Source organism: Acinetobacter sp. SwsAc2 (genome assembly GCF_013391465.1).
GTDB lineage: Bacteria > Pseudomonadota > Gammaproteobacteria > Pseudomonadales > Moraxellaceae > Acinetobacter > Acinetobacter johnsonii.
The window spans coordinates 19,271-42,302 of the sequence record NZ_JACBEZ010000029.1; the positions used below are offsets into that span (position 1 = coordinate 19,271).

The window sequence follows — 23,032 nt, forward strand, 5'->3', positions numbered from 1 at the left end:
TATGAAAAAGATTATCTATGCTTTCTTGCTTCTGTTTAGTTTTTTTAGCTTTAGCTCGGCTTATGCGGTCGATAACTTTACCAATCCACAAGATTTAGGCAATGGCAGTACACCTACTGGGACGACTGGCGGTTCTAACGGTGCGTATAACTCTAATCAAATATCGCAGAATGTATCTGAAGTTACCAAAAATGGTATGTCTGAATTAGACAAGGTTGTTGATAGTCTGATTACTGGTGTTGATAAAAACATTAAAGACAATTTGCAAGGTTACTATCAGAAAGTCACAGCTCCAATCATTCCAGTTTTTGCAGGCTTTATCATTATTTGGATTTCGTTCCAAGCTATTAAAATGATGTTAGGCATGGCTGTAGAAATTCAGGGTGTGATAGCCACTTTCGTTATTATGCTGTTGATTTGGTCAATCGTATTTTCATGGGATGCTTTCTTTCCATACGTTGCTGAAGTATTCCTCGATGATGTACCGAACCTGATTACTGAAATGACAGGTACAGATTCAAAAACAACATTGCAGTCTTTTGTATCTATTATCTTTGAATCTATCGCATTAGCTTTTAATAACATTGATACAGGTATTACCAATGTCGTTTCGGGCTTCTTCTTTGTCCTGATCTATAGCTTGATTTTTGGTTTAGCCTGCATTGTCTGCGGTTTATTCTTCTTAATTTGGATTATCTGTAAAGTCATTATTGGCATTCTAATCGCAGTTGCACCGATTTTTCTTGCATGTGCAATGTTCCCTGCAACTCGCAGATATGCCACAAACTGGCTACAAGCAATTTTAACCCCTCTTGTTGTTCTTCTTTTGCTGATTGTGAGCTGTGACTTAGTGCTTACTTCAGTTGTCGCAGGCATTCAAAACCTTAATGAAAACGGCAGTACGTTTACTGGGGCTTTCATCATGGTAATTGTTTTGATCGTTGTTATTGGGCTGTTTTGGCTTGTTCCAAAAATTGCAATTTCTTTGGTCGGCAGTGGCTTTGAAGCTTCAACCAGTGCGACTTCAAGTATCACCAGTTCAGGCACCAATATGGTTAAAAGTTTTGGTCGTGGAGGTAAACGCTAATGACACCACAAGAAAAAGCGCAGTTAGACGCTCAAATTAAAGAGATTCAAGACAATACTAAAAAGTCTGAAAATCGTAACGGTAAAATCACTATTTGGGTTCTTGGTTTGGCGACCGTTCTAGGTATAGGTAATGTTGCTCAAGGTATCGCAATTAAAGGATTAACACCTTTAAAACAACCAGTTCCTATGATTGCTGTAATTGATTCTGAAACTGGAATTATGACCAGTGTAGAAAAGTTTGATTCAACTACTGACCCTAAACTTATTGAAAAATTAGTGACCTCCTACTTTTGGGACACTATCAGCAATCGCTATGGCTATTACGGCAAAGTTGGTAAAGACCAACTTTCTGCACAGTACAGCAAAGCTTCTATTTTCTTAGATAGCCAAGATCGTACCGACTTTGAAAATGAAGTTAGCGGAATGAATCAAAACTCACCTTACAACCAACTAGGTGAAACTGGCTCAATCACTCCTAAAGTTATTGCTGTCAACTTTCTTGGCAACAATAAAGTTCAAGCCAACTTTAAAACAACCGTTATTAAAGGTGCTGAAATTCGCCAGTACAGCTACACAGTGACGGCTGACTATATCACTGACAACTTTGACGATCTCAACGTAAAAGATCGTTGGATTAACCCATTTGGCGTGAAGTTTAAGAACTGGAACTTAACGCAAAACTCATCAAATGATGCGTTAGTTACTCAAAACCCAGTTACTCAACCATTGCCTAAACCTGAAGCAAGCACTGCTTCTGAGCCTGTGGCACAGACTTCTAATAATTAATAAGGTAATCGGATATGAAAAAGACCCTTATAAGCATTTTACTTACAGCAACGTGCATTGCTTCAGCGCCAACTTTTGCTCGTCAAATTCCTGTTGGTTTGAAAACGGATAACCGCATTAAAGTTGTTCCGTATTCTGAAAGCCACGTTGTTGAACTATCAACGACTTTTGGTATTTCAACTACTGTCGAGTTTGGAAATGAAACTATCCAAACTGTTGCTTCAGGTGACACGATTGGATGGCAAATAATCCCACAAGGTAATCGTCTATTCATCAAGCCTGCGGAAAAACCACAAGCAGGCATGAACCGTACAAACTTAACCGTAATCACTGATAAGCGAAATTATTACTTCAATCTATTCAATAGTTCACAACCAGTTTATGTACTGCGCTTTAACTATGCAGATGCCAATAGAACTAATCGTTTATTGGCACAACAAAATGCACCTCGTCCCGCTTTAGGTGAACTGCCTATGACAAGCCAAAAATGGGGAATGGATGCCACTAAAAGCAAATCTATTAAAGTTCTTGGCGTAAGTGATGATGACCAATTCACATTTATTCGTATTGCGAAAAATTCACCTCGTCCCGCAGTTTATGCGGTTAATGGTGAGGGATACGAAGAACTTACCAACTCAAGACAAGAGGGGGATGTAATCGTGATTGAGAAAGTAAACGATGCTTTCACTCTGCGACTTGGCAAAGAATACGTTTGTATTCTCCGTAAACCTGAAGTGATTGGAGGAAAATAAAATGACAAATGAAAATAAAAATTTGGGTAACGATGACTTTAAAACCCAAGATAACTTCAGCACTGAAAATCATGTTTTCCATGATGAAAAAAAAGAACATGGTAAAGATGATTTTGAACGTCAAGATGCTTTTGAGAATAAGCCTAAAACGTCTGTTAAAAATATAGACATAGGCAAATTGGTTAAGTTCGGTGGCTTACTAGCCCTCATTATTGGCTTGGTAATTTTTGGCGTTTATCTGAAATTGCAAAAGAACAAAGAAAGCCGTGTAGAAAGCGGTGTAGAAAGTGCTGTTGCTAAACCAGTAACAGGGATGGACGGCAGTAATTTTAATGGCATGGATAGATTCGGATTCGGAAATCCGCAACCAATCCCAACTGCGACTACCCCTGACCCTGTAAACCCTACTGAAAAAAGCCCTGAACAGCTCGAAATGGAGCGTCAATTAGCTGAACAGCAACAACAACTAGCAATGCAACAAGAGCAGGCTAGACAAGATGCTATGGCTAAAGAACAAGCCCTTTTAAACGCCCGCTACAAGTCTGGAATCATGGTTAATGAGAATGGCGGTAAAGGTGGCGGTGTTAGCCCTAATGGTGATGCTAGTGCAATGGCAGGCATACCGCCTGAACTTGCACCGTTATTTATGGGTATGCAAGCTTCACAACAATCTAATGCCAATGGCAACCAAGCGGGTGCAAGCAATGTAAATCCACGCATTGCAAATAGCACTGCGGGTTCTATGGGTGGTCGTTTTGATTCAAGCACTTCTAATCAAAAAGCGCCTATTGCTCATGCAAGTTATAACGCTGATCGTAGAATGCTTATACAACAAGGCAAGATCGTAGATGCAGTTTTAGAAACTGCTGTTAAAAGCGATTTACCAAGCAACATTATTGCTCGTGTAACTAATGATGTTTATAGCGAACAAGGACGTAATCGTTTACTGCCTGCGGGTACTCGTTTATTCGGTCAATACTCATCAATTGTTAATGACGGACAAGCAGAAATCGGGGCGGTTTGGAATCGTGCAATCACACCTAATGGCGTAGAAATTATGCTCGATAGCCCAAGCACTAACAGTCTTGGTATCGCAGGCTTAGGCGGTAAAGTGAACAACCATTATGGGCGCATATTCGGAACAGCTACTTTACTTAGCATTATTGGTGCGGGTGTAAGTAATGCAGGTGTTAGCAGTAGCGACCAAAACAATGCTTCACAGACTTATCGTACTGAAGTTGCAAACTCATTCGGCAATCAAGCTGACCGTGTTCTACAACGTAACTTGTCAATTCCTCCGACTATTACAGTCGCTCACGGCACACGCATTAAAGTTCTAGTTGCTAAAGACTTGGACTTTTCAACTATTTTAAACCAATAAGAAAGGCGCTTAATTATGTCAATCCTTGTACTTGAAGATTTGAAAAAAGCTTTTGGTGATGATCTTGATAATGATCAAATTACTGAAATTTCAGTTAATAAGCCTTTGGAATATTTCATTGCTATGAAAGGTACAAGGGACATGATTAAAAAAGAGAATCCTAACCTTACCTATGCGCTTTTGAAGCGATTAGCCGAAGGCATTGCAACTGAAACCAATCAAACAATTTCAGAAGCACAGCCTTTGCTTTCTGCTCAAATTGCATCACCGCAACATGAGGGTTTATTTTTCCGTATTCAATTTGTCCGTGACCCTGCCGTAACTGGCGGGTCGATCGGCTTATCTATTCGTAAACCAAGTATTTTAAGTCTGCCATTTTCAGCTTATGAGGAAGTTTTAAATTCTGTTGAACCATTTGCAAAAATCACTGCAAAAGATCAAGAGCTATTCGATTTATACGAAGCCCGAAACTTTCATGAGTTCATTCGTAAAGCGGTGGGTTATGAAAAAAATATCATTATTTCTGCGGGTACAGGTTCAGGAAAAACAACTTTTTTTAACTCCATTATTCATGACTGCATACCACTGGGCGAACGACTAATCACTATTGAAGATGCTAAGGAGTTACGCCCTCCGCATGAAAATACGTTGCAACTTTATTATTCAAGAGGTGGACAGGGTAAAGCTAAAGTCGATGCACAGTCATTAATGGAAGCTTGCCTGCGTTTGTATCCAAAACGCATTTTACTGGGTGAGATTCGAGGTGCTGAAGCATTCACTTATTTAAACCTAATTTCTTCAGGGCATGGCGGTTCAATTGCGACATTACATGCCAATGACCCACTTAATGCTATTGAGCGTTTAACGCTTATGGTTCTTATGGCAGGCACTACATTAACCAGTGACCAAGTTAAATCTTTTGTTAAACAAAGTGTAGACATTATTGTTCAACTTGGAAGAACAGAAACAGGCGGTTATGGCTGTTCAGCTATTTATTTTAAAGCTTATGAGGATTTCAAAAATGAAAAAACACATTTTTCTAGCGTTGCTTAGTTTAGCTAGTGTTGCCTGCTCATCTAAGGGCTTGGACGGACAATACAATCGTATTGATCAAACAGCATTTGAGAAAGAACAAGGCATGAGTAGCGGGCTTATCGTTGCCAATAAAGGTACTCAAGTTACCTTAAAAAACTCATGGGGTGATGTTGCATTATCGGCTGTAGAGAAAGATAAAAAAATGGTTGTTCAATATAACAATCAAGACGCTTTCTTAATGGAACAAAAGGGCGGTGTTATTACTCTGACCGATGTTGATAACCCAAGCCAAGCATACAAATTTAAAAAGGACTAAGCCATGAAAAAAACAACTATTGCTCTTTGCGCCTTAATTAGTTTGTCTGCTGAAGCACAGTTACCGCAGACATTTACCCAAGTTCTTCAGTCATTTGCTCAAAGCAATAAATTAACTTATGTGCCTGAAGCTCCCAATCAAGGGAACTATGTCACTTATAAATTTTCAAGTGATGCCAGTTGCCAAAACGAAGCATGTGCCGATCTTAAAGTTTATTACAGCATTGACCCTGCTTGTGTACCGCAAGAAGTGGGGTTATTTGGTGAATTGCCAGTAAGCATCCCTAACGCAAAAGCATTGTTTGTATCTCCGACCATTTCTGACAATACAAGCCAAGCTCACGACTTCATGCGAGTTCAAGCAAATGGCGGGTGCTATGAGTTATCAATGGGTGAACAAGGCTCACACTATAAAACCTTAGTTGATCTAGCTAACCGTTTGGCTGTGGCTAAGTGATGAAATAGCAACGGGCCAAGTTTAAACAGGTAACGTAGTTCCTGGTTAAACTGTCCTCGTTGCGGTAGAGGAATAATGAAAATGAAATTAAAAAAACTATCGCTACTGGTACTGGTAGGTTTAAGCGGGGCAACTATTGCTTCAAATTTACCTTACAACGATATTGTGACTTCAGCTTCAGCTAAATATGGATATGACCCGCTTTTAATTCATGCAGTAATTCAAAAAGAATCTTCGCATAACAATACTGCTAAGTCAGGCGTAGGCGCTCAAGGTTTAATGCAACTTATGCCCGCAACGGCTCGTTCTTTGGGCGTTACCAATCCCAATGACCCCACACAAAATGTTAATGCGGGTACTCGTTACCTGAAGCAATTAAATCAGCAATTCGGCAACATGCCCCATGCACTCTATGCCTATAACTGGGGTATGGGTAATTTACGTTCGTATCTGAAAGGTAATAAAAAAGTTATGCCTAAAGAAACGCAAGACTATGTGCCTAAGATCGCCCAGTTTTATAGAAATTATGGCGGTACTGGTTCATATTTTGGTGGCAACGTAATTAAAGGCGGGACTACTTCAGGTGGCAAGCCTGCAACGACTGGCATAGAAAACAGTAATCAGAAGAAGATACAAGCCAAGCTAGAAACACAAAGCGCATGTAAGCCTGTAAAGCTACCTGAAGCAGAACAAGTTGATATTGATTCACCTATCAACCTACCGCCTGTTCCCCCTGTAACTGGTGGCGTAGGTAAAACAGTTTTTGACCCGACAAAAAATGCCGATGCAGTTCTACAAGTTCAAGAATTAATGAAGCAGATTCAAGTCTTGAAAGGGCAATATGACAGTGTGACTAAAGGGCTTGCAGGGCTAGGACTTCTTACCAATGTGATGCAAATTGCAGGCTTTGAATTGCCTAATGGCTTTGATGCTCAACCGACTAATATTTTCAATACACCTAAAGAGCAAAACGCCTACAACGAATTGCAACGTCAAATTGCGACCAATACTGGTGTATATGCAAGCAAGGAATTGGCACAGATTCAAAACATAACTGCAAGCCGTGTAAACACAGCTTATGTAGACGCTGAAGTAGCTTGGACACAAGTAAATTGTAATATGCAAAACCTAAAGTCGTTGGCTCAAGTAAGTACCAATACGTTAAAGCAATCAAAAGACTTGGCGAATGCCCTTGCTATTGAAAACAGTATGTTGGTAGCCAATCAAGCGAAGCTTAAAGCTAACATGCTCATGATGCAGTCAAGCATGGATTCTTATAAGGTCGCTTCCCATCAAGCCGTTCAAAAATTCTTGGGGACAGTAAAATGAATGATCAATCGCAAAAAATCTTCGGTCACGCTGTTTTAGCTGTTGTAATCACTGTGATTACAACATGGGCTATTTTTTTACCGAAGTTTTTTATTATCCCAAAAGATCATAAAGTCCAAGCTATTCTTTATGCAATTCCATTGACGTTTAAAACGCCTTTATACGTTTTAATATTGCTGTTGGCTTTGGTTATTAGTAGTGCTTTGGCTTGGTTTTATTTTCAAAACAATAAAACACCTTTTGGGGGCGAAAGATACGTTCGTGTTCTTCGGGGCTTGCAATTAGTAAGCCCATTCAAATTAAGAAGAATGACCAAAGAAAAAGATTACCAAATCCGTTTTTGCGGTATGCCTGTTCCTAAAGATTTAAAATATAAACACTTCCTTTTAACTGGTGGTACTGGTCAAGGTAAGTCAGTTTCAATCAGTGATTTTTTAGATTCTTGTGTTGCTGATTCTCGCAGTAAAACCCGCTTAATTGTGGTTGACCCTAACGGAACTTACGCAAGTTTATTTGCTAAGAAAGGTGATGTTATTTTCAACCCTTTCGATGCTCGATCAGTCCATTGGTCAGTGATTAATGAAGTACAAAATTCTTATGACATTGAAACATATTCAATGACAATCATTCCTAAATCTTCAGACGCAAATCACGAAAATTTTAATACGATGGCTCGTACTATTGTTAAGTCTGCCATGACCAAAGTTTTAGAAATGGATGAACTTACTAGAGAACAGCAGACACAACAATTTTTAGAAATTTTATTAATTTCAAGTGACGATAAACTCAAAGAGTTTTTAGTAGGTACTCAAGCTTACAGCTTACTTGGCAACTCTGAATTAGTCGGTACTTTACGCAGTATTGTTACTACATATTTAAGCCCTCACACTCATTCTAAAATTGGTGATTTTTCGTTTAGGGATTATTTAAAGCATGGTACTGGCAATATTTTTATTACTTGGCGTGAAGATCAATTAACTGCATTGCAACCATTAGTTAGCTGTGCGACTGACGTTATTTGTAGTTCTTTATTATCTGACTTTGATAACTATTCTGATTTTATATTCTGCCTAGATGAACTCGGCTCTTTGAACCGTTTATCGTATCTCGAAGCAGTATTAACTAAAGGACGTAAACATAGACTTATTGCTTTAGCAGGCATTCAAAGTCTGGCTCAATTAATCACGATCTATGGAGAAAAATTCTCTATTACGCTACGTGGTTGTTTTTCTTCTTTTGGTGTCTGTGCTGTCAACTCTCAAGACACTTATACACCCCAAGAATATGAAAAAGCTTTCGGTGCAATTGAAGTATTAAGGAAAATGAAATCTGCAAATAAAGATTCAAGACCTGAACTTGTAAAAGAAAAAGAAAATGTAGTTAAAGCTGAAGAAATAAGCAGTCTTAAACCTCTGCACTTTTATATGAAGTTTTCAGGACATTACCCGCCAACTTTAGTAACGATGAAATACCGCACCTATGCTAAAGTTTCGGATTCTTTTTTGGCTGTATAGAAATTTTAGGGACAAGTTATGAAACGTGAACAACTTTATGTAAGTGATGAATTTTTCGCAGAAATGGACGAACACTTTTTGAGATATAAGCGTGGTGAATTAAAAGTTCCTGAAGAATTTAAGAACCGCAGACTTACCAAAAACTTAATTTATCTTATCGCTTTAGACCAGTTCTTTAAAGAGAAACATAAATTTTCAAATAGACCATTTATTGATTAAGCTAGTAGAGTTATACTGTTATAACTCTATAAGGAATAATGACAATGTTTAAAAAACTTATAATCGGTTTAGCTTGCAGTACGCCACTGTTTGTATATGCGTCACCTTATGATGATCTTATTCACAAACATTCTGTAGCCAATGGTTTAGACCCTAATTTAGTAACGGCAATTATGGCAAGAGAAAGCGCCTTTAAGCCAAATGCTCGATCACATAAAGATGCTAGGGGTTTGATGCAAGTCATTCCCTCTACAGCTCGTTTAATGGGTGTAGACCCTAGCCGATTATATGAACCTGAACAGTCTATTATTGCGGGTACTCGTTATCTCGCTTTCCTGAATAAAAGATTTAATGGTGATCTTACAAAAATGATTGCTGGATACAATGCAGGGCATGGGGCAGTTGAAAAGTTTGGAGGTATTCCCCCTTACCGTGAAACACAAAACTATGTACGCCTTGTATCCAGTAAATACCAAACACTAAATGGGGGTGGTTCATTTAAAACTTACACTGCAAATAATAACCCTACTGAAGCCAGTCGAAAAAGTGACATTCTAGTTCTCGCTTCATGGCAACAAAATCAGTACCCGCAATACTCCGCAAGTCAAAATCAAAGTACAGAAAACAATAGCTATTCAGCACAATCTGAACCTGTGCGCCTGCGTGTAAATAATCAACCAAGCAATCAACCAAACGTGCAACAAGCATCGTTTGTTCAAACTCTTAACAAAGGGCAATACGTCCAAGTATTTTAAGGAATAGATCATGAATCTTTTAAATAAACTCAATCCTAAGCAATACGCAATTGTCTTATTTGCTGTTTTTTATGCTCAATTGGCAAATGCTGCGTTTGGTCAAAAATTTGCTCAAAAGCTTAACCAATTTAATGATGAATTAGTCATTATCGCAGCAGTCGCTTTCGTGACTGGTGTTATTTGTTTGGCAATCACAATGCTTGGCGGTGGTAGTGAGAAAGTTAAGCGTTGGGGTATCGGCTTAATCGTTGCAGGTATCCTTGTTTTCGTTGCCCCTGATCTTGGTAATTTCTTCTTTAACTAAATAGGTGAGCCATGAGCAAAACCACTGAAAAAAACGAAGAAAAAGACTTGCTGTTTGCGGGTCTTGCCCGAACTGCAAGGGTGGCAAATATACCTGTAGATATTTTCACTTACTTTTTCCTAATTTGTGGTTTTGCTACGTGCTTTTTAGCACTAATTGGCAACCTAAAATTAGGATTAATAATATCGGGAATAATCTATTTATTGTTGGTTGTAGTGACCTACCAAGAAGATAGAGGGATTCAATATTTATGGTTTTCGATCAAACGTAGACTTCAGCGAACTAAAGTTTTTGGTGGCTATAGTTTTGATTCTCACGCAAAAGCTGACGATAAAAATATTGAATATAGTCAAAAGAAATTAGCGGGTGCTGAACAAATGGAAATCAATAATTTACCTTATCTAAGCCCAATCAATGAACATGATATTAAGCTAGTTAATGGTGATATTTTTACGGTTTTAAAAATTACTGGCTTTCCGTATGAAACTAAAAGCTATGCTCAATTAAAGACTTTAAAAAAATATCGTGCAGATATGTTTAAACAACTTGGCTCTCGTTTTGTTGTTAGCGTTTATTATGATCGTCACGAAGTTAAAACCGAAATACCGCCTGCAAATGGCAATGAATTTTCAGATAGTTTTAACCAAAAATATTATGAAAAACTATCTAATGAACGCATGTTTCAAAATGATATTTATGTGTCGTTGCTTGTCCGAAAATCTAACCCAAGTGACCCGCCTTTAACTCGTCTTAAAAATCTGTTTTTCAGAAGTGATAATGAAGAACAAATGATTGCCGAATTAAATAATGCAGTAAGTATGTTTAAAGAGTATCTGCAAGATGCGAACCCAAGACAGCTAGGCACTTATTCAAAAGATAGCGTTTTGTATTCTGAAACAGTGAATTTTCTCGGTTATTTATTAAACTTAGAAAAAGCAGAAATTCCACTTCATCCAACTGAAATCAGAAACTACTTAGGCTATACACGTAGAGTTTTTGCGCCTGATGGAACTATTAAATTCTATCACCCAAGCGGTGAATTAACGGCAGGGGCAATCTATAGTTTGCCTACTCCTAGCTATCCAGAGGGTAGCGATCACACCATGTTAGATGAATTTCTAAAAGTTGATCATCCTTTAATTATTTCTCAAACTTTCATGATGATGGACAGACGTAAATCTATCAGCATGAGTACAACTCGTCAGAACCAATTAAAAAATGCTCAAGACAAGTCAGAATCTCAAATTGAAGCGATTAATGTTGCCATTGATGACTTAGCTTCAGGGCGTATCTTAAACGGCATTTATTCATTAAATGTTTTAGTTACCTCTAAGACCCCATCTGAATTTAAAGAAGCAATGCAGAAAACTAGCGGGGCATTTCAGCGCAATCACATGATACCTAAAAAAGAAGATTTAATTTCTGAACCTACTTTTTACTCTATGTTGATTGGCAACTATCACTTACTCCAAAGACCCGCAACTATTAACACGACTAACTTTGCGGGCTTTGCCAGTATGCACAATAGTTCTACTGGCAAAAAAGATGGCAACCATTGGGGTGAGAATGTCATTCAGCTTAAAACGACAAGTAATACGCCTTACTACTTCAATTTCCATGAACATGATGTAGGTCATACTCGTATCACGACTGGTACTGGTGGCGGTAAGACTACTGTAATTAATACGCTTTTGACTGCTTCAGATAAGTTTAAGCCTTATATTTTTCATTTTGATTTTGAATATTCAGCTTCAGTTTGGATTAAAAGCATGGGCGGGCGACATACTGTTTTAAGTGAAATGGTTAAAACTGGTTGGAATCCATTGCAGTTAGATGACACGGAACAAAACCGTTTGTTTCTAAGAAATCTATTTTCTTTTATGGCTCAAGACTACAACGATAATGGTAATCCAAAGCCTTTAAGCACTGCTGAAGAAAACAAGATCAAAGACGTTGTAGATGCTGTTTATAGCTATGAAAAGCACCTTAGACGGCTTAGAAACTTTATTGGCTTGTTTGGTATGGCTGAAGATAACAACATGGCTGAACGCATGTCAAAATGGGTTAATGATGGGGTTTATGCCAATATTTTTGACAATGAAAGTGACAATTTCTCAATTGATGGCGCTCGAATTTTCGGCTATGAAATGAAAAATGTCATTGATAATGATGTGGTGTTAGGCGCTATGTCTATGTATATCTTCCATCAAATTGATATATCCATGTCTGAGGGCAAGCCCTTTATTGTTGTTGTCGAAGAAGGTCAAAGATATATCAGCAATCCGATTAACTTAGCATGGCTTAAAATCATGCTAACCACGTACCGTAGACGTAACGGTATGATGATCTTTGTTACGCCAACGCCTGAAGTCATTACAAGAGATGACGATCTGATCGGGCAGTTTAAAACATCAATTCTATTGCCGAATGATAAAGCGAATGTCGCTACATATATGGGTAATGAGAAAAATAATGGCTTAGGCTGTACTCAAGCAGAATTTGATTGGGTTGTGAATACACCGCCTTATTTACGCCAATTTATGATTAAAAACTCGCATGATTCAGTTATTAGCAAATTAGATTTAAGCAATATGTCTGAAATTATCCCAATACTTTCAGGCAATGAGTTAAGACACAATATTCTTGAGGAAATATTGAGTAAAGATGAAAACTTGACCTACTCCCAGTGGGTACACGAATTTAACGAAAGGGTGAAATCATGAAAATGAATAAAATAAAAATGTCGGCTGTAGCTTTTGCTTTAGCCTTTACTGCCAACACAGCAAACGCTTGGGACGTTGTATTCGACCCGACAGCCGTTGCAAATATGGTCAAGCAATTGGTTCAAATGCAACAGCAATACGAGATCATGAAGAAACAATATGAAAGTACGACTGGTAATACTGGTATCGGAACTTCAGGCGTTAAGAATGTGCAAGACGTTGTTTCAGGCTCTTGGCAAGACGTAGTAGCCAATCAAAAGACTGGCTCATTTGGTAATGCTCAAAAGGCTTATGACAAAGTGCTTACTACCATTGGTTCAGATGGTATGAATCAATTGCTAGGCAATGATCAATACAAGCGAAATTACAACACGGTTAAGACTGGCTTTGCTTTCAGTGATGCTTCCTATAATGCTTTAAATGAGCATGTAGCAAACTTAACCACACTGAAGAACAAAATTAACTCGACCCGCAATATTAAAGAAGCCCAAGACTTAGCAAATGCCATTGCTATTGAACAAGGTTATATCAACTCGATTGGTGCTAAATTGTCGGCTGTTCAAACTAACCTTGCATCTAACAATGCTTCAAGCGGTGTGACCAGTACGCAAAGCTTTAAATCGTGGTTTGGTAACTAATTTCATCACAAGCTAACAATTCAGGTTGTTAGCTTTTTTTTGTCTAAATTTTAGGATTATCTATGAAAAAAATCATAATCCCTGTATTAGCCTTAATCGCTTTCAATACATACGCTGAAACAGCACAGAATGGCACAGAAACGCCAGTTGCTATAGAGGCTAGTCATACATCACTGACCACTAAAAAAGGCGAAATAGAGGTTAAAAAAGACGGAAAAACTGTATCTGTTTCTAAAGTACCTGAAAGCCCTTTAATTAATACAGTCACAACTACACAAACAACTTCAAAAGCGCCTGAAGCTAAAAAAGTAGTAAAAGAGATCCAATCTGAATCAGTCAAAGAACCTGTAGTGATTTATCAAGCCAGTGAAATTATGCCTGAGCTTAGTCAAGCCGATCTTGACTATATCAAGGCTGTAAATTCAAACGATAAAATCAACTCAATTGAAAGCAAGATCGTTAATAACGAAGCGATTAGCAAAGAAGAATTGAAGATTTTACGCCAAAAGAATCCAAACTACTGATTGACCTTTTTGACAATTTCCTCGCACTCATAACCCACTTAAATCATTCAATAAAGTAGATGCCTGGTTAAGACTGCATACTTGCAGTTTTGACCAAGCATCGGGATATGATTTTTCACAGTAAGAGTTTTAGCACGTATGGACCAAGCAATGAAGTTGCAAGTCCATACGTGCTAAAACGGTTTTATGGTGAACCAAAATGAATAAGCTTTTTTGTATTACCCTTTTTTTGTTTTCAGCATACTGTCACGCTGATTATTACGGCAAAGTCACTTACGTTTTAGACGGTGATACTGTGAGTATCACAAAACCAAACAACACTAAATGGCGGGTTAGACTGTCATTCATAGATGCCCCTGAAGTTGCCAATAATGCTAAAAATTCGCCTACACAGCCTTATGGTCAACAATCGAAACAATATTTAATGTCTATGGTCTTAAACAAAACGGTACTCGTTAAAGAGCATGGAACTGATAACAATGGTAGGTTTCTTGGTGAGCTGTACTTGAATAAATTAAATGTGAATAAAGCAATGGTCGCCAGTGGCTACGCTTGGGCTTATCGCTACAATCTTCCTGATAGAACATACATAGATTTAGAGAATAATGCTCGATCAAAAAAAATCGGGTTATGGAAAAGTCCTAACCCGATTAACCCCTATGACTGGCGAAAGAAATATTAAAATTTCATGCCTGAAGTGGGCTTATCCTGCTTTGGGCTTGACTGGCTTAACTCCTGTACCCTTGAAGCAGATAAAGATTTAAATGTTGTTTGCTGTGCTATCACTCTCTGATCTACAGCCTGTTTTACTTCAGGATTGGTTTCATAGCGTTTCACATATTGATCACCATAGCGGGCTTCAACACTTCTGATTTTTAACTCTACATTTGAATTGTTATGAACGCCTGTTGCATAGGTTTCACCTTTTTTAGTTGTGTGACCTGTGATTTTAATTTCAGCGTCTTTAGGTAAATTAGTGGTTTTAAATAAACCATCTTTTTGACTGTATGCTTCATTGAGCTTGATATAGTCACCATGAGCAACGGATAGCCCATTAGCTGACTTAGCAAAATCAGCACCCAATTTCCCCTCTTGCTTTAGCTGTATTCGGACTTCTTTAATGATTTGGTGTTTATCTAGCTCTGGGGCTTTGCTTTGAAATTGAGATACTTCAGCCTTACTATCTCCTTTCACTTCAGGCGCTTTAGGTTTATTTGATAGCTGTTCATCTACTTTCATTAAAATTTTATTTTCAAGGTTATTTAACTTTTCTTTAACCTCCATATAAACCTGTAATGCCGTAGATTCAGGTTGTTTTGAATCATGATTACCGATCGGCTTATCGAGCATCATTTCATTTTTAGTAACATTGATTAACTCAAGATGATCTCGATTTTGACGGAACATAACTAAATTGTCCTCGCCATCAACTTTGATATTTTTAGATAAATAACCATCTTGTTTTTCAAAATCATCTTTGGCAACAAGTAAGTTGCTAGTTAAGTTACTGACTATTTTTACGTCCATTTTCTCACCTGTACTTTCATCAACTTGGGTCACTTCACTAACCAGTTTTTGATTATTCAATTTAAGTCTGTCACTTTCCTGAAGCCCCTTTACAATCTCAACCTCTGTATATGGGGCAAAGCGTGTTTGCATTGCTTCTATTACTTTGAACCATTTATATTCATGCTGTTGGCGCTCCTGATCTGAAAATGGTCTTTCCCTTTCAGCTTTAAAGTCCTTTTGTTCAATAGCGTTATAGTGACGGTCATAAACGGTTAGCTTGTCTACTATGGGTTCATCTTTTAACTGTTCTATTGTGTTTTCTAGCTTGTGATAAATTTCACTATGAATATCAATATTGACGAAACGCCCAGTTTCATACAGCGCCTTTTCCATTTCATAACGATGGTATATACCTTGTCGTGATGTAATTTCAGGCACAGCCATTATTTTTAATTCAACGTCTTTGTAGCCTTTATCTCTGAAATTTTGAACTGTATTTTTTAAGGTTTGAAAATCTGCACTTGTTTGGTCAAGAACAATATTTTTCTTATGGCTTATAGCTTCTTCAATTAATTCTAAACTCCACTTTTTAGCATCATGGTGGGTGAATCCTGAAGATGTTTTATCATCCAATTTTTGCAGTTCATTATACTTGGGGTGATAGGCTCTTAATTGATCGGGGTCAATAATTACACTCCCGCCTTTATCTTTGAACTGATCTATAGAATCTCTGTCAACGGCATTCTAAAATTGCCCCCTTTTACCTTACAAATGGCAAAGTAAAATTGACCCCTTTGATCTCGTATTAAATTTCAACCTGGGGCTGAATCCCAATTCTTTTTTTATCCTTCAAACGATAACTCTCACCCGATATTTGTACCACATGACAGTGATGCAATAACCGATCTAACATCGCAGCGGTCAACGTGACATCATCTGCAAAGGATTTGGACCACTGGCTAAAGGGTAAGTTACTCGTCAATATCGTACTGCCTTTTTCATAACGCTTGGCAATCACGTTAAAGAACAGATTCGCTTCTTCACGTCCAAACGGTAAATAACCAATTTCATCGATAATCAGTAACTTTGGTCCCAGTACCGCACGTTGCATATAGGTTTTCAATTTACCTTGCTGATAGGCTGTACTCAGTTGCAGCATGAGATCGGCGGCGGTAATAAACTTGGTTTTGACATTGTTCATGATGGCCTTATAGCCTAATGCCATAGATAAGTGCGTTTTCCCTACACCGCTAGCCCCGAGAAACACCACATTTTCTGCTCTAGCAATAAAGCTCAGATTGAACAGTTCAATCACCTGTGATTTAGGGGCCCCTAGGGCATAATTAAAATCATAGTCTTCCAGGGTTTTGACTTGAGGCAGGCCTGAGAGTTTCATCAGTACCTGCTGACTGCGCTGTTGCCTGGCAGCATATTCATGCGTCAAGATCGCTTCAACAAAGTCGGCATAACTTCCATCTTGACCTAATGTTTGTTGTGCATGATGTGACCATTGTGATGCGATGGCAGGCAGATTGAGCTTTTGGCAAAGTTGCTCTATACGGTCGTATTGCAGATTCATCAGGAAACTCCTAGCAACTGGTCATATACCGATAAGGGATGCTGCAAACTCTCGTAGGGCATGACATGCTGTGCTGCTGCAACAGGTACAGTGCTAGAACCTGTATCTGATTGCGGTAATGGCGTAAATTTTTGCTGCTCCTGTTGCAGTCGAACAGCCGGTTTTTCTTGCGTGGTGGCATGAATCCGCTGATTGGCGGTTTCATGCAGCCACCGGCCAATGTGGGCATTGGCGACATCAACATCTAACAGTAAACCCGAAGTCTTCAGGCTTGCTTTCAATGGCACAATAAAGCTTGATTTGAGGTATCCATTAAAGCGTTCAACTTTGCCTTTGGTCTGTGCACGGTAGGGCTTACATACGCGAGGACGAAAGCTGTATTTCTTGGCGCAGTCGAGCAGTTTGGGATTCCATTTATGCTGCCCCTCCTGATAGGCATCCCGTTCAATCATGATCGTTTTAGCGTTATCAAACAGGATTTCCTGAGGTACTCCTGCAAAAAACTGAAATGCATTTTCTAGACCATCGATCCATGCATCGGTACGTTCATGATCATAAAATTTCACGAAAGTCGCTCTGGAATACCCTAATGTTGCGACAAAAGCTTTTAAAGTCGTGTTGTTGCGTCGAATTGTCGTGAAATCCACCTGCATTTGTTGGCCAGGTTGGGTTTCAAAACGAATGATCGGTTCTGGTTTAGCAACTGGTTTTAATGTTGCAAGATATTCCCTCAATATCCTGATCTTTCCTGGATATCCCAACCTTAAAATTTCCTGGTAGAGCACAACAGCAGGAATCCATTCAGGATGAGCTGCGTTTACACGTTGGAGTAAATAGGGTTTATATGGGTCAAGGATACTTATTCTAGGCTGTATACGCTGATACTGAGGTGTGGTGTTTTGCCGTAAATATTTACGTACGGTATTTCTGGACACCCCCAGTTCACGAGTAATGGCTTTAATAGATTTACCTTGTTGATGAAGTATTTGGATTGTCACTGCTTGCTCCAAAGTTAACATGTTGAGCAGTCCAAAATGACCGCTATATTAACCAAGGGGGTCAGTTTTTAAATGCCATTAGGGGGTCATTTTTACACTGCCGCTAACATCTCTTGCCAACTTGCCTTTACCCGATGCAGGCTGACCGCCAGTAATGACGACTTTAGGGCTGACTATAGACAGTGAGTTATTCAGAAAATCAGCTTTAATTTTCTCAAATACAAGGCTATGTTCTTCGTCACTTAGTTTGTATTGGTTGTCCATTGATCACCCTTTCATTGTGCCTTAAAGAATGTTCCAACAAACTTATAAACTGTAGGTAGTAATATCAGTCCACAAAATCCAATAATGCCTACAGTGTTATCTGATAAGTTCTCTGAAACAAACACTACGCCCAAGCAACCATAAATCACGACTAGACTTATAATTAGCTTCAGCAAAAAATTTTCATTCCTGATTACTCTGCTCGCTTTTATAGGCTTCACTATGTTTCTTGATTGATTGTATCAACTGTTCTCTATCTTGCTCGTACAAGCCCTGAAGCTCCATTGAAAGAGCCTGTCTATCATCTTCAGGCAAATGTCCTGAAGTACGCAATCCTATACGGTTTGATATGCCAGTCTGTGCAATCCTTAATAATTCAGATTCGCTTAGATCATTAAAATTAATCATCGTTATTTTTCCTTATACCTGAAGATATATAACAATAGGGTATACCCTATTGTTATATAATAATACACCCTAAAAACCCTATAACAATAGGGTTGTTTTGTTAATCTAATGTGATATAACATTGAGGTTATCTAATTTTGTTATACTGGTTATGGAAAAAGAAAATTTAGATATTGAAGATCAAATTAAAAACACACCCTTTCAAAGAGTGGGGTATATCCGTGTATCCACTAAAGACCAAAACCCTGAAAGACAGCTCCATGATCTACCCTTTGAGCTAGATAAAACTTTTATTGATCATTTTAGCGGAAAGACTGCCAAACGCCCTGCACTTCAGGAAATGTTCGATTATGTCCGTAGTGGGGACATTGTGTACGCTCATGATGTTTTTAGATTGGCACGTAGCTTGATTGACCTTGTAACCATTGTTCAAAAGCTAAATAAAAAAGGAGTGTCTGTTCATATTGTCAAAAATAACCTGAACTTTACCCCCAATTCAGATGACAAGTTCGATAAGTTTCAACTCCATGTATTAGGCGCTGTAGCTGAACTTGAAAGGGGTATTATTAGTGAGAATCAAGCAGAGGGAATTAAATTAGCTAAAAAAAAGAAAGGTAAATACAAGGGAAGATCGCCTGCGATTACAGAAGAAAAACTAAAAGAGTTAATTCATACCCTTAAAAATAAGGACGATTCATACCCTTTCACTCAAATAGCTAAAGATTATGGTGTTAGTTATATGACTTTAATTCGATATAGGAAAAAGTATGCAAAACAAATTAACGCCCAGTCTGATTGACCTTTTTGACAATTTTCTCGCACTCATAACAAAAAATAAAGGAAAATTTTAAGATCAATTGGATTTAAGATATACAACAATTATGTTTAAACCTATATAAGAAAACACATTAAGCTTCTTTTATAAGGCATTTTTAAAATGATAATTCAACATAAAAGTCCCTCATCCTCGCCTTCTTTCAAAGTGAGAAGGCGATTTCAATAGCAATATGAATCACTCATTATAAACATTCATTCAGTTTAGAAATAATCTAGAGATATTATGATTAACAGCAGAATTATCGATAAAATCAAATAAGTATTGATATTATTAAAGCTCTTAAGATAATTTAACATTCGTCATTTCCCATAAGAATTTAATAAAATACTATATCCCTACGAACTCCCGGAGCTGCTCGCGGTCGAAGCCGCGTCCGGCCTGCCCGAATACCTGCAATGGCTGGCCGCCGAGAGCCGACCGGTAAACTGAGCCAATGACCGCATCCACGATCCGCCTGCGCCGCTGGCTGGCCGGGCTCGCCCTGCTGCTTGCGCTGCCCGCGACCTCGGCCGTCGCCCAGGACTTCGAACTGCCGCCGGTCGACGAGGTCTTCGTCCTGTCCGCGCAGGCCACCGCGCCGGACCGCATCGAGGTGCGCTGGCGGATCGCCGACGGCTATTACCTGTACCGGCACCGCACCTCGGTCAAGGCCGATGCCGCCTTCACCGGCGCGACCATGGCGCTGCCGAAGGGCAAGGCCTACCGCGACGAATTCTTCGGCGACGTCGAAACCTACCGCAAGGAATTGCTCGGCACCCTCACCGGCACGCCCGCGGCCGGCGCGAGCGCGACCACCCTGACCGTGAAGTACCAGGGCTGCGCCGATGCCGGCGTGTGCTACCCGCCGCAGACCCGCACCCTGAAGGTCGCGTTGCCGGGCGAAGCGGGCGCTGGCGGCTTCGGCTGTAAGGCGCGCGGGCTGCATGATTATGTCGTCAAGAACGGCTCTGCCGATCATCCCAACGCCGAGGTGAAATTCGCACTGGGTGATGTGGTCAACACCATGATCGGCTGCACTAATGGTGAAACGATCATGCTGTGCCACGACACCTCGCTGCCGCGCCCCTATTCTCTCGGCTTTCGGGTGCAAGGCACCGAGGGGCTGTGGATGGACGTCAACAAGTCGATCTATCTGGAGGGCAAGAGCCCACAGCCGCACCGCTGGGAGCCTGCCGAGGGCTGGTTTGCGAAATACGATCACCCGCTATGGAAACGCTACGCCGATCTGGCGGCAGGGGCCGGGCATGGCGGGATGGACTGGTTCGTGATCCACGCTTTTGTCGAGGCGCTGAAGGCCAAGGCCCCGATGCCAATCGACATTTACGACGCGCTGGCCTGGAGCGCGATCACGCCTCTGTCGGAACAATCGATTGCTGAGGGCAATCGCACGTTAGATTTTCCCGACTTCACCCGAGGGCAGTGGCGCACCCGCAAGCCGATCTTTGCGCTGAACGACGCCTATTGATCGACGCGATTTAGGCCAAGCGCACCGCAAAGGCGAAATTGGTAATCTTGTCGGTATCCTTGACGCCCGGCGCGCTTTCGACGCCGCTGGAGGTATCGACCAGCGGCGCTCCGGTGCGCGCAATCGCCTCGGCAACATTCGTCGGATTTAGCCCGCCTGCCAGCCCCCACGGCAAGGCACCGCGATATCCGGCCAGCAGCGACCAGTCGAACGCCAACCCCATGCCGCCGGGCAGCGCGCCTTTGGGGGTCTTGGCGTCGAACAAGATCAAGTCCGCCGCCCCGGCATAGGCTGCGGCGCGTGCGACATCGCTGGCGCTGGCGACGGGCAGCGCCTTCCACACCGGCTTGCCAAACCGCGCGCGCAACTGGGCCACGCGTTCGGGCGATTCCGAACCGTGCAGCTGCAGCGCGTTCAGCTTGGCTGCCACCAGTGCGTCGGCGATGACAGCATCATCCGCATCGACGAACAAACCGACCATGGCGATCTGGCCAGCTGCGCGCGATGTCAAAGCGCCCGCGACATTCGACGTAACCGCACGGGGCGACGCTGGATAGAACACCAACCCGGCATAGTCCGCCCGCGCCGCGATGGTCGCATCGAGCGCCTCGGGTGTGCTGATCCCGCAAATCTTGATTTTCGCGGGCATGCGGTCAGTCGGGGTTCTGGATCAGCCGCACCAGCGTGCAGTCGGGATCGATCAGGTAGCCGATCCTCAGGCCGCTCGCCTCCAGTTGCGGAGCTTTGAAGCGCGGCCAGCCGGTGCTTTTTTCCTCGGCTCCCGCCGCGTTCACCAATGCCACCATGGCATCGAGATCATCCAACCGCAGGCAACAGCCGAACGAGCTCGTAGCTGGGTCGAGGTCAGGATAGGGGAAGAATTCGAGCTGCAAACCGCCGCGCTGCAGGATCATCCAGCCGCGATCCTTCCAACTCGTCGCAAAGCCCAGCTTCGCATAAAACGCCTCTGTCACATCGAAATCGCGCGATGGCAGATTGGGGGTGACGTGGTCAGCCATGGCTCAGCGCAGCTTGTCGGCCATGCGGGCCGTATGAGTGATTGCGGCGCGGCTATCGGGGGCGGAATGGCTCATCACGATCATGCTGGCCTTGGGGAACGCCGCACCAAACGCGCGCGCTGACGCGGCGTAGTGCTCAGTGTCGGCATCACCGAGATTGCCGAGCGACTTGGCCTTGCTGTCCTTGATCAGGCAGCCACCAAAAGCGATGTCGGTGCCGTCGATCCCAACGGTGATATTGTCACTGGTGTGGCCGGGGCCGGGGTAAAATACCTTGAGCGGGCCAAAGTTGGGCGCGGTTGCTGGTTCGACCCAGCCATTGGCGGCGAAAGTCAGGCTGTGTTGCGCCGCAACCATCCCCTCTTGCGGGGCAAGCTGGTTCGACAACGCATTGGCATAAGTCGCAATCCCCGCCGCATGCAGCGCGTCCATACCGCCCATCTTGTCCTGATGCGCGTGAGTCACCACCGCCAGCGCGACCGGCAGGTTGATCTCCTGCTTGATCCAGTTGAGGATCTGGGCGGTCTGGTCATCGGTCCAGGCGGTATCGACCACCAGCACGCGGCCGCCATCCCTGACGATCAAACCGTTGGAAGCGACTACCCCGTAACCCGGCATGTCGAGATAGGAAGTGTGCTGCCAGACATTCGGTGCGAGCTGGCGGAAAACCAGATCGCCAAACCGTTGGTCGCCAGTTTCCATTTGCTGGCCAATCGTCGGGCGGATTTCACCGGGCATGCACCCGCTCAGCATCAATGCAGCGGCTAATGCGGTGCTCAGCTTCGCGACCGGGTGCATAATATTGGGCAATTCCATCAAGTTTTCCTTTTATTCAGCATTAAAAACCCCGCAAATGCGAGGCCTAGTAAATAGATGATCTTAATTTGGTTCACTGTAGCAAAAATATGGGGCGAATTCAAACATGAGGTGCGACAGTTTCAAAAGCCATATGATAATCAACAAGCTGAGCAAATTTCTCTAATGGTGTAAGCCAATCTAACGCCTTTCTAGGACGAGTATTCAGTGACATGGCAACTTGATTTAAATAATGCTGATCTGCCTGATTTAAATCAATCCCTTTAGGTAAATATTGCCTAATTAAACCATTCATATTTTCGCATGTGCCTTTTT

The 23,032-nt window shown here is 41.4% G+C and carries 28 protein-coding genes; 19 read left to right on the forward strand and 9 right to left on the reverse strand.

All coding sequences use genetic code 11. The features are described from left to right. Nucleotide 1: 1 nt before the first annotated feature. From HYI04_RS12625 to HYI04_RS12700, 16 genes are all read left to right on the forward strand, one after another. On the forward strand, nucleotides 2-1,087 hold the full coding sequence (locus HYI04_RS12625) for a type IV secretion system protein (protein WP_005000437.1): 1,086 nt from the start codon (nucleotides 2-4) through the stop codon (nucleotides 1,085-1,087). Next, a complete protein-coding gene (locus HYI04_RS12630) occupies nucleotides 1,087-1,875 on the forward strand; it encodes a VirB8/TrbF family protein (protein ID WP_005000436.1) in 789 nt (262 codons plus the stop codon). The genes HYI04_RS12625 and HYI04_RS12630 overlap by 1 nt, the downstream gene beginning before the upstream one ends. Before the next feature lie 14 nt (nucleotides 1,876-1,889). Beyond that, on the forward strand, nucleotides 1,890-2,627 hold the full coding sequence (locus HYI04_RS12635) for a TrbG/VirB9 family P-type conjugative transfer protein (protein ID WP_005000435.1): 738 nt from the start codon (nucleotides 1,890-1,892) through the stop codon (nucleotides 2,625-2,627). Nucleotide 2,628: 1 nt separating this feature from the next. Then, nucleotides 2,629-4,008: a TrbI/VirB10 family protein gene (locus HYI04_RS12640; protein WP_005000433.1), complete on the forward strand. Its 1,380-nt coding sequence runs from the start codon at nucleotides 2,629-2,631 to the stop codon at nucleotides 4,006-4,008. A gap of 15 nt (nucleotides 4,009-4,023) precedes the next feature. After that, complete coding sequence (gene virB11 / locus HYI04_RS12645) at nucleotides 4,024-5,061, forward strand: P-type DNA transfer ATPase VirB11 (RefSeq protein ID WP_015060713.1); 1,038 nt, start codon at nucleotides 4,024-4,026, stop codon at nucleotides 5,059-5,061. Further along, nucleotides 5,030-5,359 (forward strand): hypothetical protein, encoded by a 330-nt coding sequence (locus HYI04_RS12650; RefSeq protein WP_004999338.1) that lies wholly within the window; start codon nucleotides 5,030-5,032, stop codon nucleotides 5,357-5,359. Before virB11 ends, HYI04_RS12650 begins: the two co-directional genes overlap by 32 nt. Nucleotides 5,360-5,362: 3 nt before the next feature. Continuing rightward, on the forward strand, nucleotides 5,363-5,815 hold the full coding sequence (locus HYI04_RS12655; RefSeq protein ID WP_004999340.1) for a hypothetical protein: 453 nt from the start codon (nucleotides 5,363-5,365) through the stop codon (nucleotides 5,813-5,815). An 81-nt stretch (nucleotides 5,816-5,896) separates the two neighbouring features. After that, on the forward strand, nucleotides 5,897-7,144 hold the full coding sequence (locus HYI04_RS12660; RefSeq protein ID WP_017480463.1) for a lytic transglycosylase domain-containing protein: 1,248 nt from the start codon (nucleotides 5,897-5,899) through the stop codon (nucleotides 7,142-7,144). Then, a complete protein-coding gene (locus tag HYI04_RS12665) occupies nucleotides 7,141-8,658 on the forward strand; it encodes a type IV secretion system DNA-binding domain-containing protein (protein WP_015060710.1) in 1,518 nt (505 codons plus the stop codon). Before HYI04_RS12660 ends, HYI04_RS12665 begins: the two co-directional genes overlap by 4 nt. Nucleotides 8,659-8,676: 18 nt before the next feature. Continuing rightward, nucleotides 8,677-8,877, forward strand: a complete 201-nt coding sequence (locus HYI04_RS12670; RefSeq protein WP_004999346.1) for a hypothetical protein — start codon at nucleotides 8,677-8,679, stop codon at nucleotides 8,875-8,877. Between the two features lie 44 nt (nucleotides 8,878-8,921). Further along, nucleotides 8,922-9,632: a lytic transglycosylase domain-containing protein gene (locus tag HYI04_RS12675; RefSeq protein ID WP_017480462.1), complete on the forward strand. Its 711-nt coding sequence runs from the start codon at nucleotides 8,922-8,924 to the stop codon at nucleotides 9,630-9,632. Nucleotides 9,633-9,642: 10 nt separating this feature from the next. Then, entirely contained in the window at nucleotides 9,643-9,936 is a 294-nt protein-coding gene (locus HYI04_RS12680; RefSeq protein WP_017480461.1) for a TrbC/VirB2 family protein, read from the forward strand. Nucleotides 9,937-9,947: 11 nt separating this feature from the next. After that, nucleotides 9,948-12,659 (forward strand): VirB4, encoded by a 2,712-nt coding sequence (locus tag HYI04_RS12685; protein WP_015060708.1) that lies wholly within the window; start codon nucleotides 9,948-9,950, stop codon nucleotides 12,657-12,659. Beyond that, on the forward strand, nucleotides 12,656-13,297 hold the full coding sequence (locus HYI04_RS12690) for a type IV secretion system protein (protein WP_004999358.1): 642 nt from the start codon (nucleotides 12,656-12,658) through the stop codon (nucleotides 13,295-13,297). Before HYI04_RS12685 ends, HYI04_RS12690 begins: the two co-directional genes overlap by 4 nt. Nucleotides 13,298-13,359: 62 nt before the next feature. Beyond that, nucleotides 13,360-13,821, forward strand: coding sequence for a hypothetical protein (locus HYI04_RS12695; RefSeq protein ID WP_015060707.1), 462 nt, complete (start codon nucleotides 13,360-13,362; stop codon nucleotides 13,819-13,821). 199 nt (nucleotides 13,822-14,020) lie between these two features. Continuing rightward, nucleotides 14,021-14,503, forward strand: coding sequence for a thermonuclease family protein (locus HYI04_RS12700; protein WP_015060706.1), 483 nt, complete (start codon nucleotides 14,021-14,023; stop codon nucleotides 14,501-14,503). On the opposite strand, the gene HYI04_RS12705 is transcribed toward HYI04_RS12700, so the two are convergent. From HYI04_RS12705 to HYI04_RS12725, 5 genes are all read right to left on the reverse strand, one after another. After that, a complete protein-coding gene (locus tag HYI04_RS12705; protein WP_372239176.1) occupies nucleotides 14,500-16,053 on the reverse strand; it encodes a zeta toxin family protein in 1,554 nt (517 codons plus the stop codon). The genes HYI04_RS12700 and HYI04_RS12705 overlap by 4 nt on opposite strands. 82 nt (nucleotides 16,054-16,135) lie before the next feature. Next, nucleotides 16,136-16,909 (reverse strand): IS21-like element ISAba8 family helper ATPase IstB, encoded by a 774-nt coding sequence (gene istB, locus HYI04_RS12710; RefSeq protein WP_070153121.1) that lies wholly within the window; start codon nucleotides 16,907-16,909, stop codon nucleotides 16,136-16,138. Continuing rightward, nucleotides 16,909-17,928 carry an IS21-like element ISAba8 family transposase gene (gene istA, locus HYI04_RS12715; protein WP_178896223.1) on the reverse strand — a complete coding sequence of 340 codons (1,020 nt, stop codon included), beginning with the start codon at nucleotides 17,926-17,928 and terminating at the stop codon, nucleotides 16,909-16,911. Before istA ends, istB begins: the two co-directional genes overlap by 1 nt. Nucleotides 17,929-17,985: 57 nt before the next feature. Then, the gene (locus tag HYI04_RS12720; RefSeq protein ID WP_178896224.1) at nucleotides 17,986-18,171 is read right to left on the reverse strand and encodes a hypothetical protein; all 186 of its coding nucleotides are present in this window, start codon (nucleotides 18,169-18,171) and stop codon (nucleotides 17,986-17,988) included. Between the two features lie 183 nt (nucleotides 18,172-18,354). After that, nucleotides 18,355-18,579: a hypothetical protein gene (locus tag HYI04_RS12725; RefSeq protein ID WP_015056389.1), complete on the reverse strand. Its 225-nt coding sequence runs from the start codon at nucleotides 18,577-18,579 to the stop codon at nucleotides 18,355-18,357. Nucleotides 18,580-18,730: 151 nt separating this feature from the next. Here HYI04_RS12725 and HYI04_RS12730 point away from each other — a divergent pair, with 151 nt between their 5' ends. From HYI04_RS12730 to HYI04_RS12735, 3 genes are all read left to right on the forward strand, one after another. Next, on the forward strand, nucleotides 18,731-19,378 hold the full coding sequence (locus tag HYI04_RS12730) for a recombinase family protein (RefSeq protein ID WP_004993315.1): 648 nt from the start codon (nucleotides 18,731-18,733) through the stop codon (nucleotides 19,376-19,378). A gap of 390 nt (nucleotides 19,379-19,768) precedes the next feature. Further along, nucleotides 19,769-19,846 carry a hypothetical protein gene (locus HYI04_RS17035; protein WP_233148753.1) on the forward strand — a complete coding sequence of 26 codons (78 nt, stop codon included), beginning with the start codon at nucleotides 19,769-19,771 and terminating at the stop codon, nucleotides 19,844-19,846. Between the two features lie 4 nt (nucleotides 19,847-19,850). Continuing rightward, the gene (locus tag HYI04_RS12735) at nucleotides 19,851-20,882 is read left to right on the forward strand and encodes a protein-disulfide reductase DsbD domain-containing protein (protein WP_004201169.1); all 1,032 of its coding nucleotides are present in this window, start codon (nucleotides 19,851-19,853) and stop codon (nucleotides 20,880-20,882) included. A 10-nt stretch (nucleotides 20,883-20,892) separates the two neighbouring features. Here the strand turns inward: HYI04_RS12735 and HYI04_RS12740 are convergent, their stop codons facing one another. The 4 genes from HYI04_RS12740 to HYI04_RS12755 all read right to left on the reverse strand — a co-directional run. Continuing rightward, nucleotides 20,893-21,531 (reverse strand): phosphoribosylanthranilate isomerase, encoded by a 639-nt coding sequence (locus HYI04_RS12740; protein ID WP_004201168.1) that lies wholly within the window; start codon nucleotides 21,529-21,531, stop codon nucleotides 20,893-20,895. A 4-nt stretch (nucleotides 21,532-21,535) separates the two neighbouring features. Next, a complete protein-coding gene (gene ble / locus HYI04_RS12745) occupies nucleotides 21,536-21,901 on the reverse strand; it encodes a bleomycin binding protein Ble-MBL (RefSeq protein WP_004201167.1) in 366 nt (121 codons plus the stop codon). Nucleotides 21,902-21,904: 3 nt separating this feature from the next. After that, nucleotides 21,905-22,717, reverse strand: a complete 813-nt coding sequence (gene blaNDM, locus HYI04_RS12750; protein ID WP_178896225.1) for an NDM family subclass B1 metallo-beta-lactamase — start codon at nucleotides 22,715-22,717, stop codon at nucleotides 21,905-21,907. 100 nt (nucleotides 22,718-22,817) lie between these two features. Then, on the reverse strand, nucleotides 22,818-23,032 hold a 215-nt coding region (locus tag HYI04_RS12755; protein WP_005139060.1), incomplete at its 5' end, for a hypothetical protein.

Coding starts and splice junctions, on each gene's coding strand:
- HYI04_RS12675 (WP_017480462.1), top strand. CDS start 8,922: ATGTTTAAAAAACTTATAATCGGTTTAGCTTGCAGTACGCCACTGTTT.
- HYI04_RS12740 (WP_004201168.1), bottom strand. CDS start 21,531: ATGCCCGCGAAAATCAAGATTTGCGGGATCAGCACACCCGAGGCGCTC.
- HYI04_RS12670 (WP_004999346.1), top strand. CDS start 8,677: ATGAAACGTGAACAACTTTATGTAAGTGATGAATTTTTCGCAGAAATG.
- HYI04_RS12660 (WP_017480463.1), top strand. CDS start 5,897: ATGAAATTAAAAAAACTATCGCTACTGGTACTGGTAGGTTTAAGCGGG.
- istA (WP_178896223.1), bottom strand. CDS start 17,928: ATGTTAACTTTGGAGCAAGCAGTGACAATCCAAATACTTCATCAACAA.
- HYI04_RS12690 (WP_004999358.1), top strand. CDS start 12,656: ATGAAAATGAATAAAATAAAAATGTCGGCTGTAGCTTTTGCTTTAGCC.
- blaNDM (WP_178896225.1), bottom strand. CDS start 22,717: ATGGAATTGCCCAATATTATGCACCCGGTCGCGAAGCTGAGCACCGCA.
- HYI04_RS12720 (WP_178896224.1), bottom strand. CDS start 18,171: ATGGACAACCAATACAAACTAAGTGACGAAGAACATAGCCTTGTATTT.
- HYI04_RS12655 (WP_004999340.1), top strand. CDS start 5,363: ATGAAAAAAACAACTATTGCTCTTTGCGCCTTAATTAGTTTGTCTGCT.
- HYI04_RS12665 (WP_015060710.1), top strand. CDS start 7,141: ATGAATGATCAATCGCAAAAAATCTTCGGTCACGCTGTTTTAGCTGTT.
- HYI04_RS12635 (WP_005000435.1), top strand. CDS start 1,890: ATGAAAAAGACCCTTATAAGCATTTTACTTACAGCAACGTGCATTGCT.
- virB11 (WP_015060713.1), top strand. CDS start 4,024: ATGTCAATCCTTGTACTTGAAGATTTGAAAAAAGCTTTTGGTGATGAT.
- HYI04_RS12650 (WP_004999338.1), top strand. CDS start 5,030: ATGAAAAAACACATTTTTCTAGCGTTGCTTAGTTTAGCTAGTGTTGCC.
- HYI04_RS12725 (WP_015056389.1), bottom strand. CDS start 18,579: ATGATTAATTTTAATGATCTAAGCGAATCTGAATTATTAAGGATTGCA.
- HYI04_RS12700 (WP_015060706.1), top strand. CDS start 14,021: ATGAATAAGCTTTTTTGTATTACCCTTTTTTTGTTTTCAGCATACTGT.
- HYI04_RS12735 (WP_004201169.1), top strand. CDS start 19,851: ATGACCGCATCCACGATCCGCCTGCGCCGCTGGCTGGCCGGGCTCGCC.
- HYI04_RS12695 (WP_015060707.1), top strand. CDS start 13,360: ATGAAAAAAATCATAATCCCTGTATTAGCCTTAATCGCTTTCAATACA.
- HYI04_RS12640 (WP_005000433.1), top strand. CDS start 2,629: ATGACAAATGAAAATAAAAATTTGGGTAACGATGACTTTAAAACCCAA.
- HYI04_RS12685 (WP_015060708.1), top strand. CDS start 9,948: ATGAGCAAAACCACTGAAAAAAACGAAGAAAAAGACTTGCTGTTTGCG.
- HYI04_RS12730 (WP_004993315.1), top strand. CDS start 18,731: ATGGAAAAAGAAAATTTAGATATTGAAGATCAAATTAAAAACACACCC.
- istB (WP_070153121.1), bottom strand. CDS start 16,909: ATGAATCTGCAATACGACCGTATAGAGCAACTTTGCCAAAAGCTCAAT.
- ble (WP_004201167.1), bottom strand. CDS start 21,901: ATGGCTGACCACGTCACCCCCAATCTGCCATCGCGCGATTTCGATGTG.
- HYI04_RS12680 (WP_017480461.1), top strand. CDS start 9,643: ATGAATCTTTTAAATAAACTCAATCCTAAGCAATACGCAATTGTCTTA.
- HYI04_RS12630 (WP_005000436.1), top strand. CDS start 1,087: ATGACACCACAAGAAAAAGCGCAGTTAGACGCTCAAATTAAAGAGATT.
- HYI04_RS12625 (WP_005000437.1), top strand. CDS start 2: ATGAAAAAGATTATCTATGCTTTCTTGCTTCTGTTTAGTTTTTTTAGC.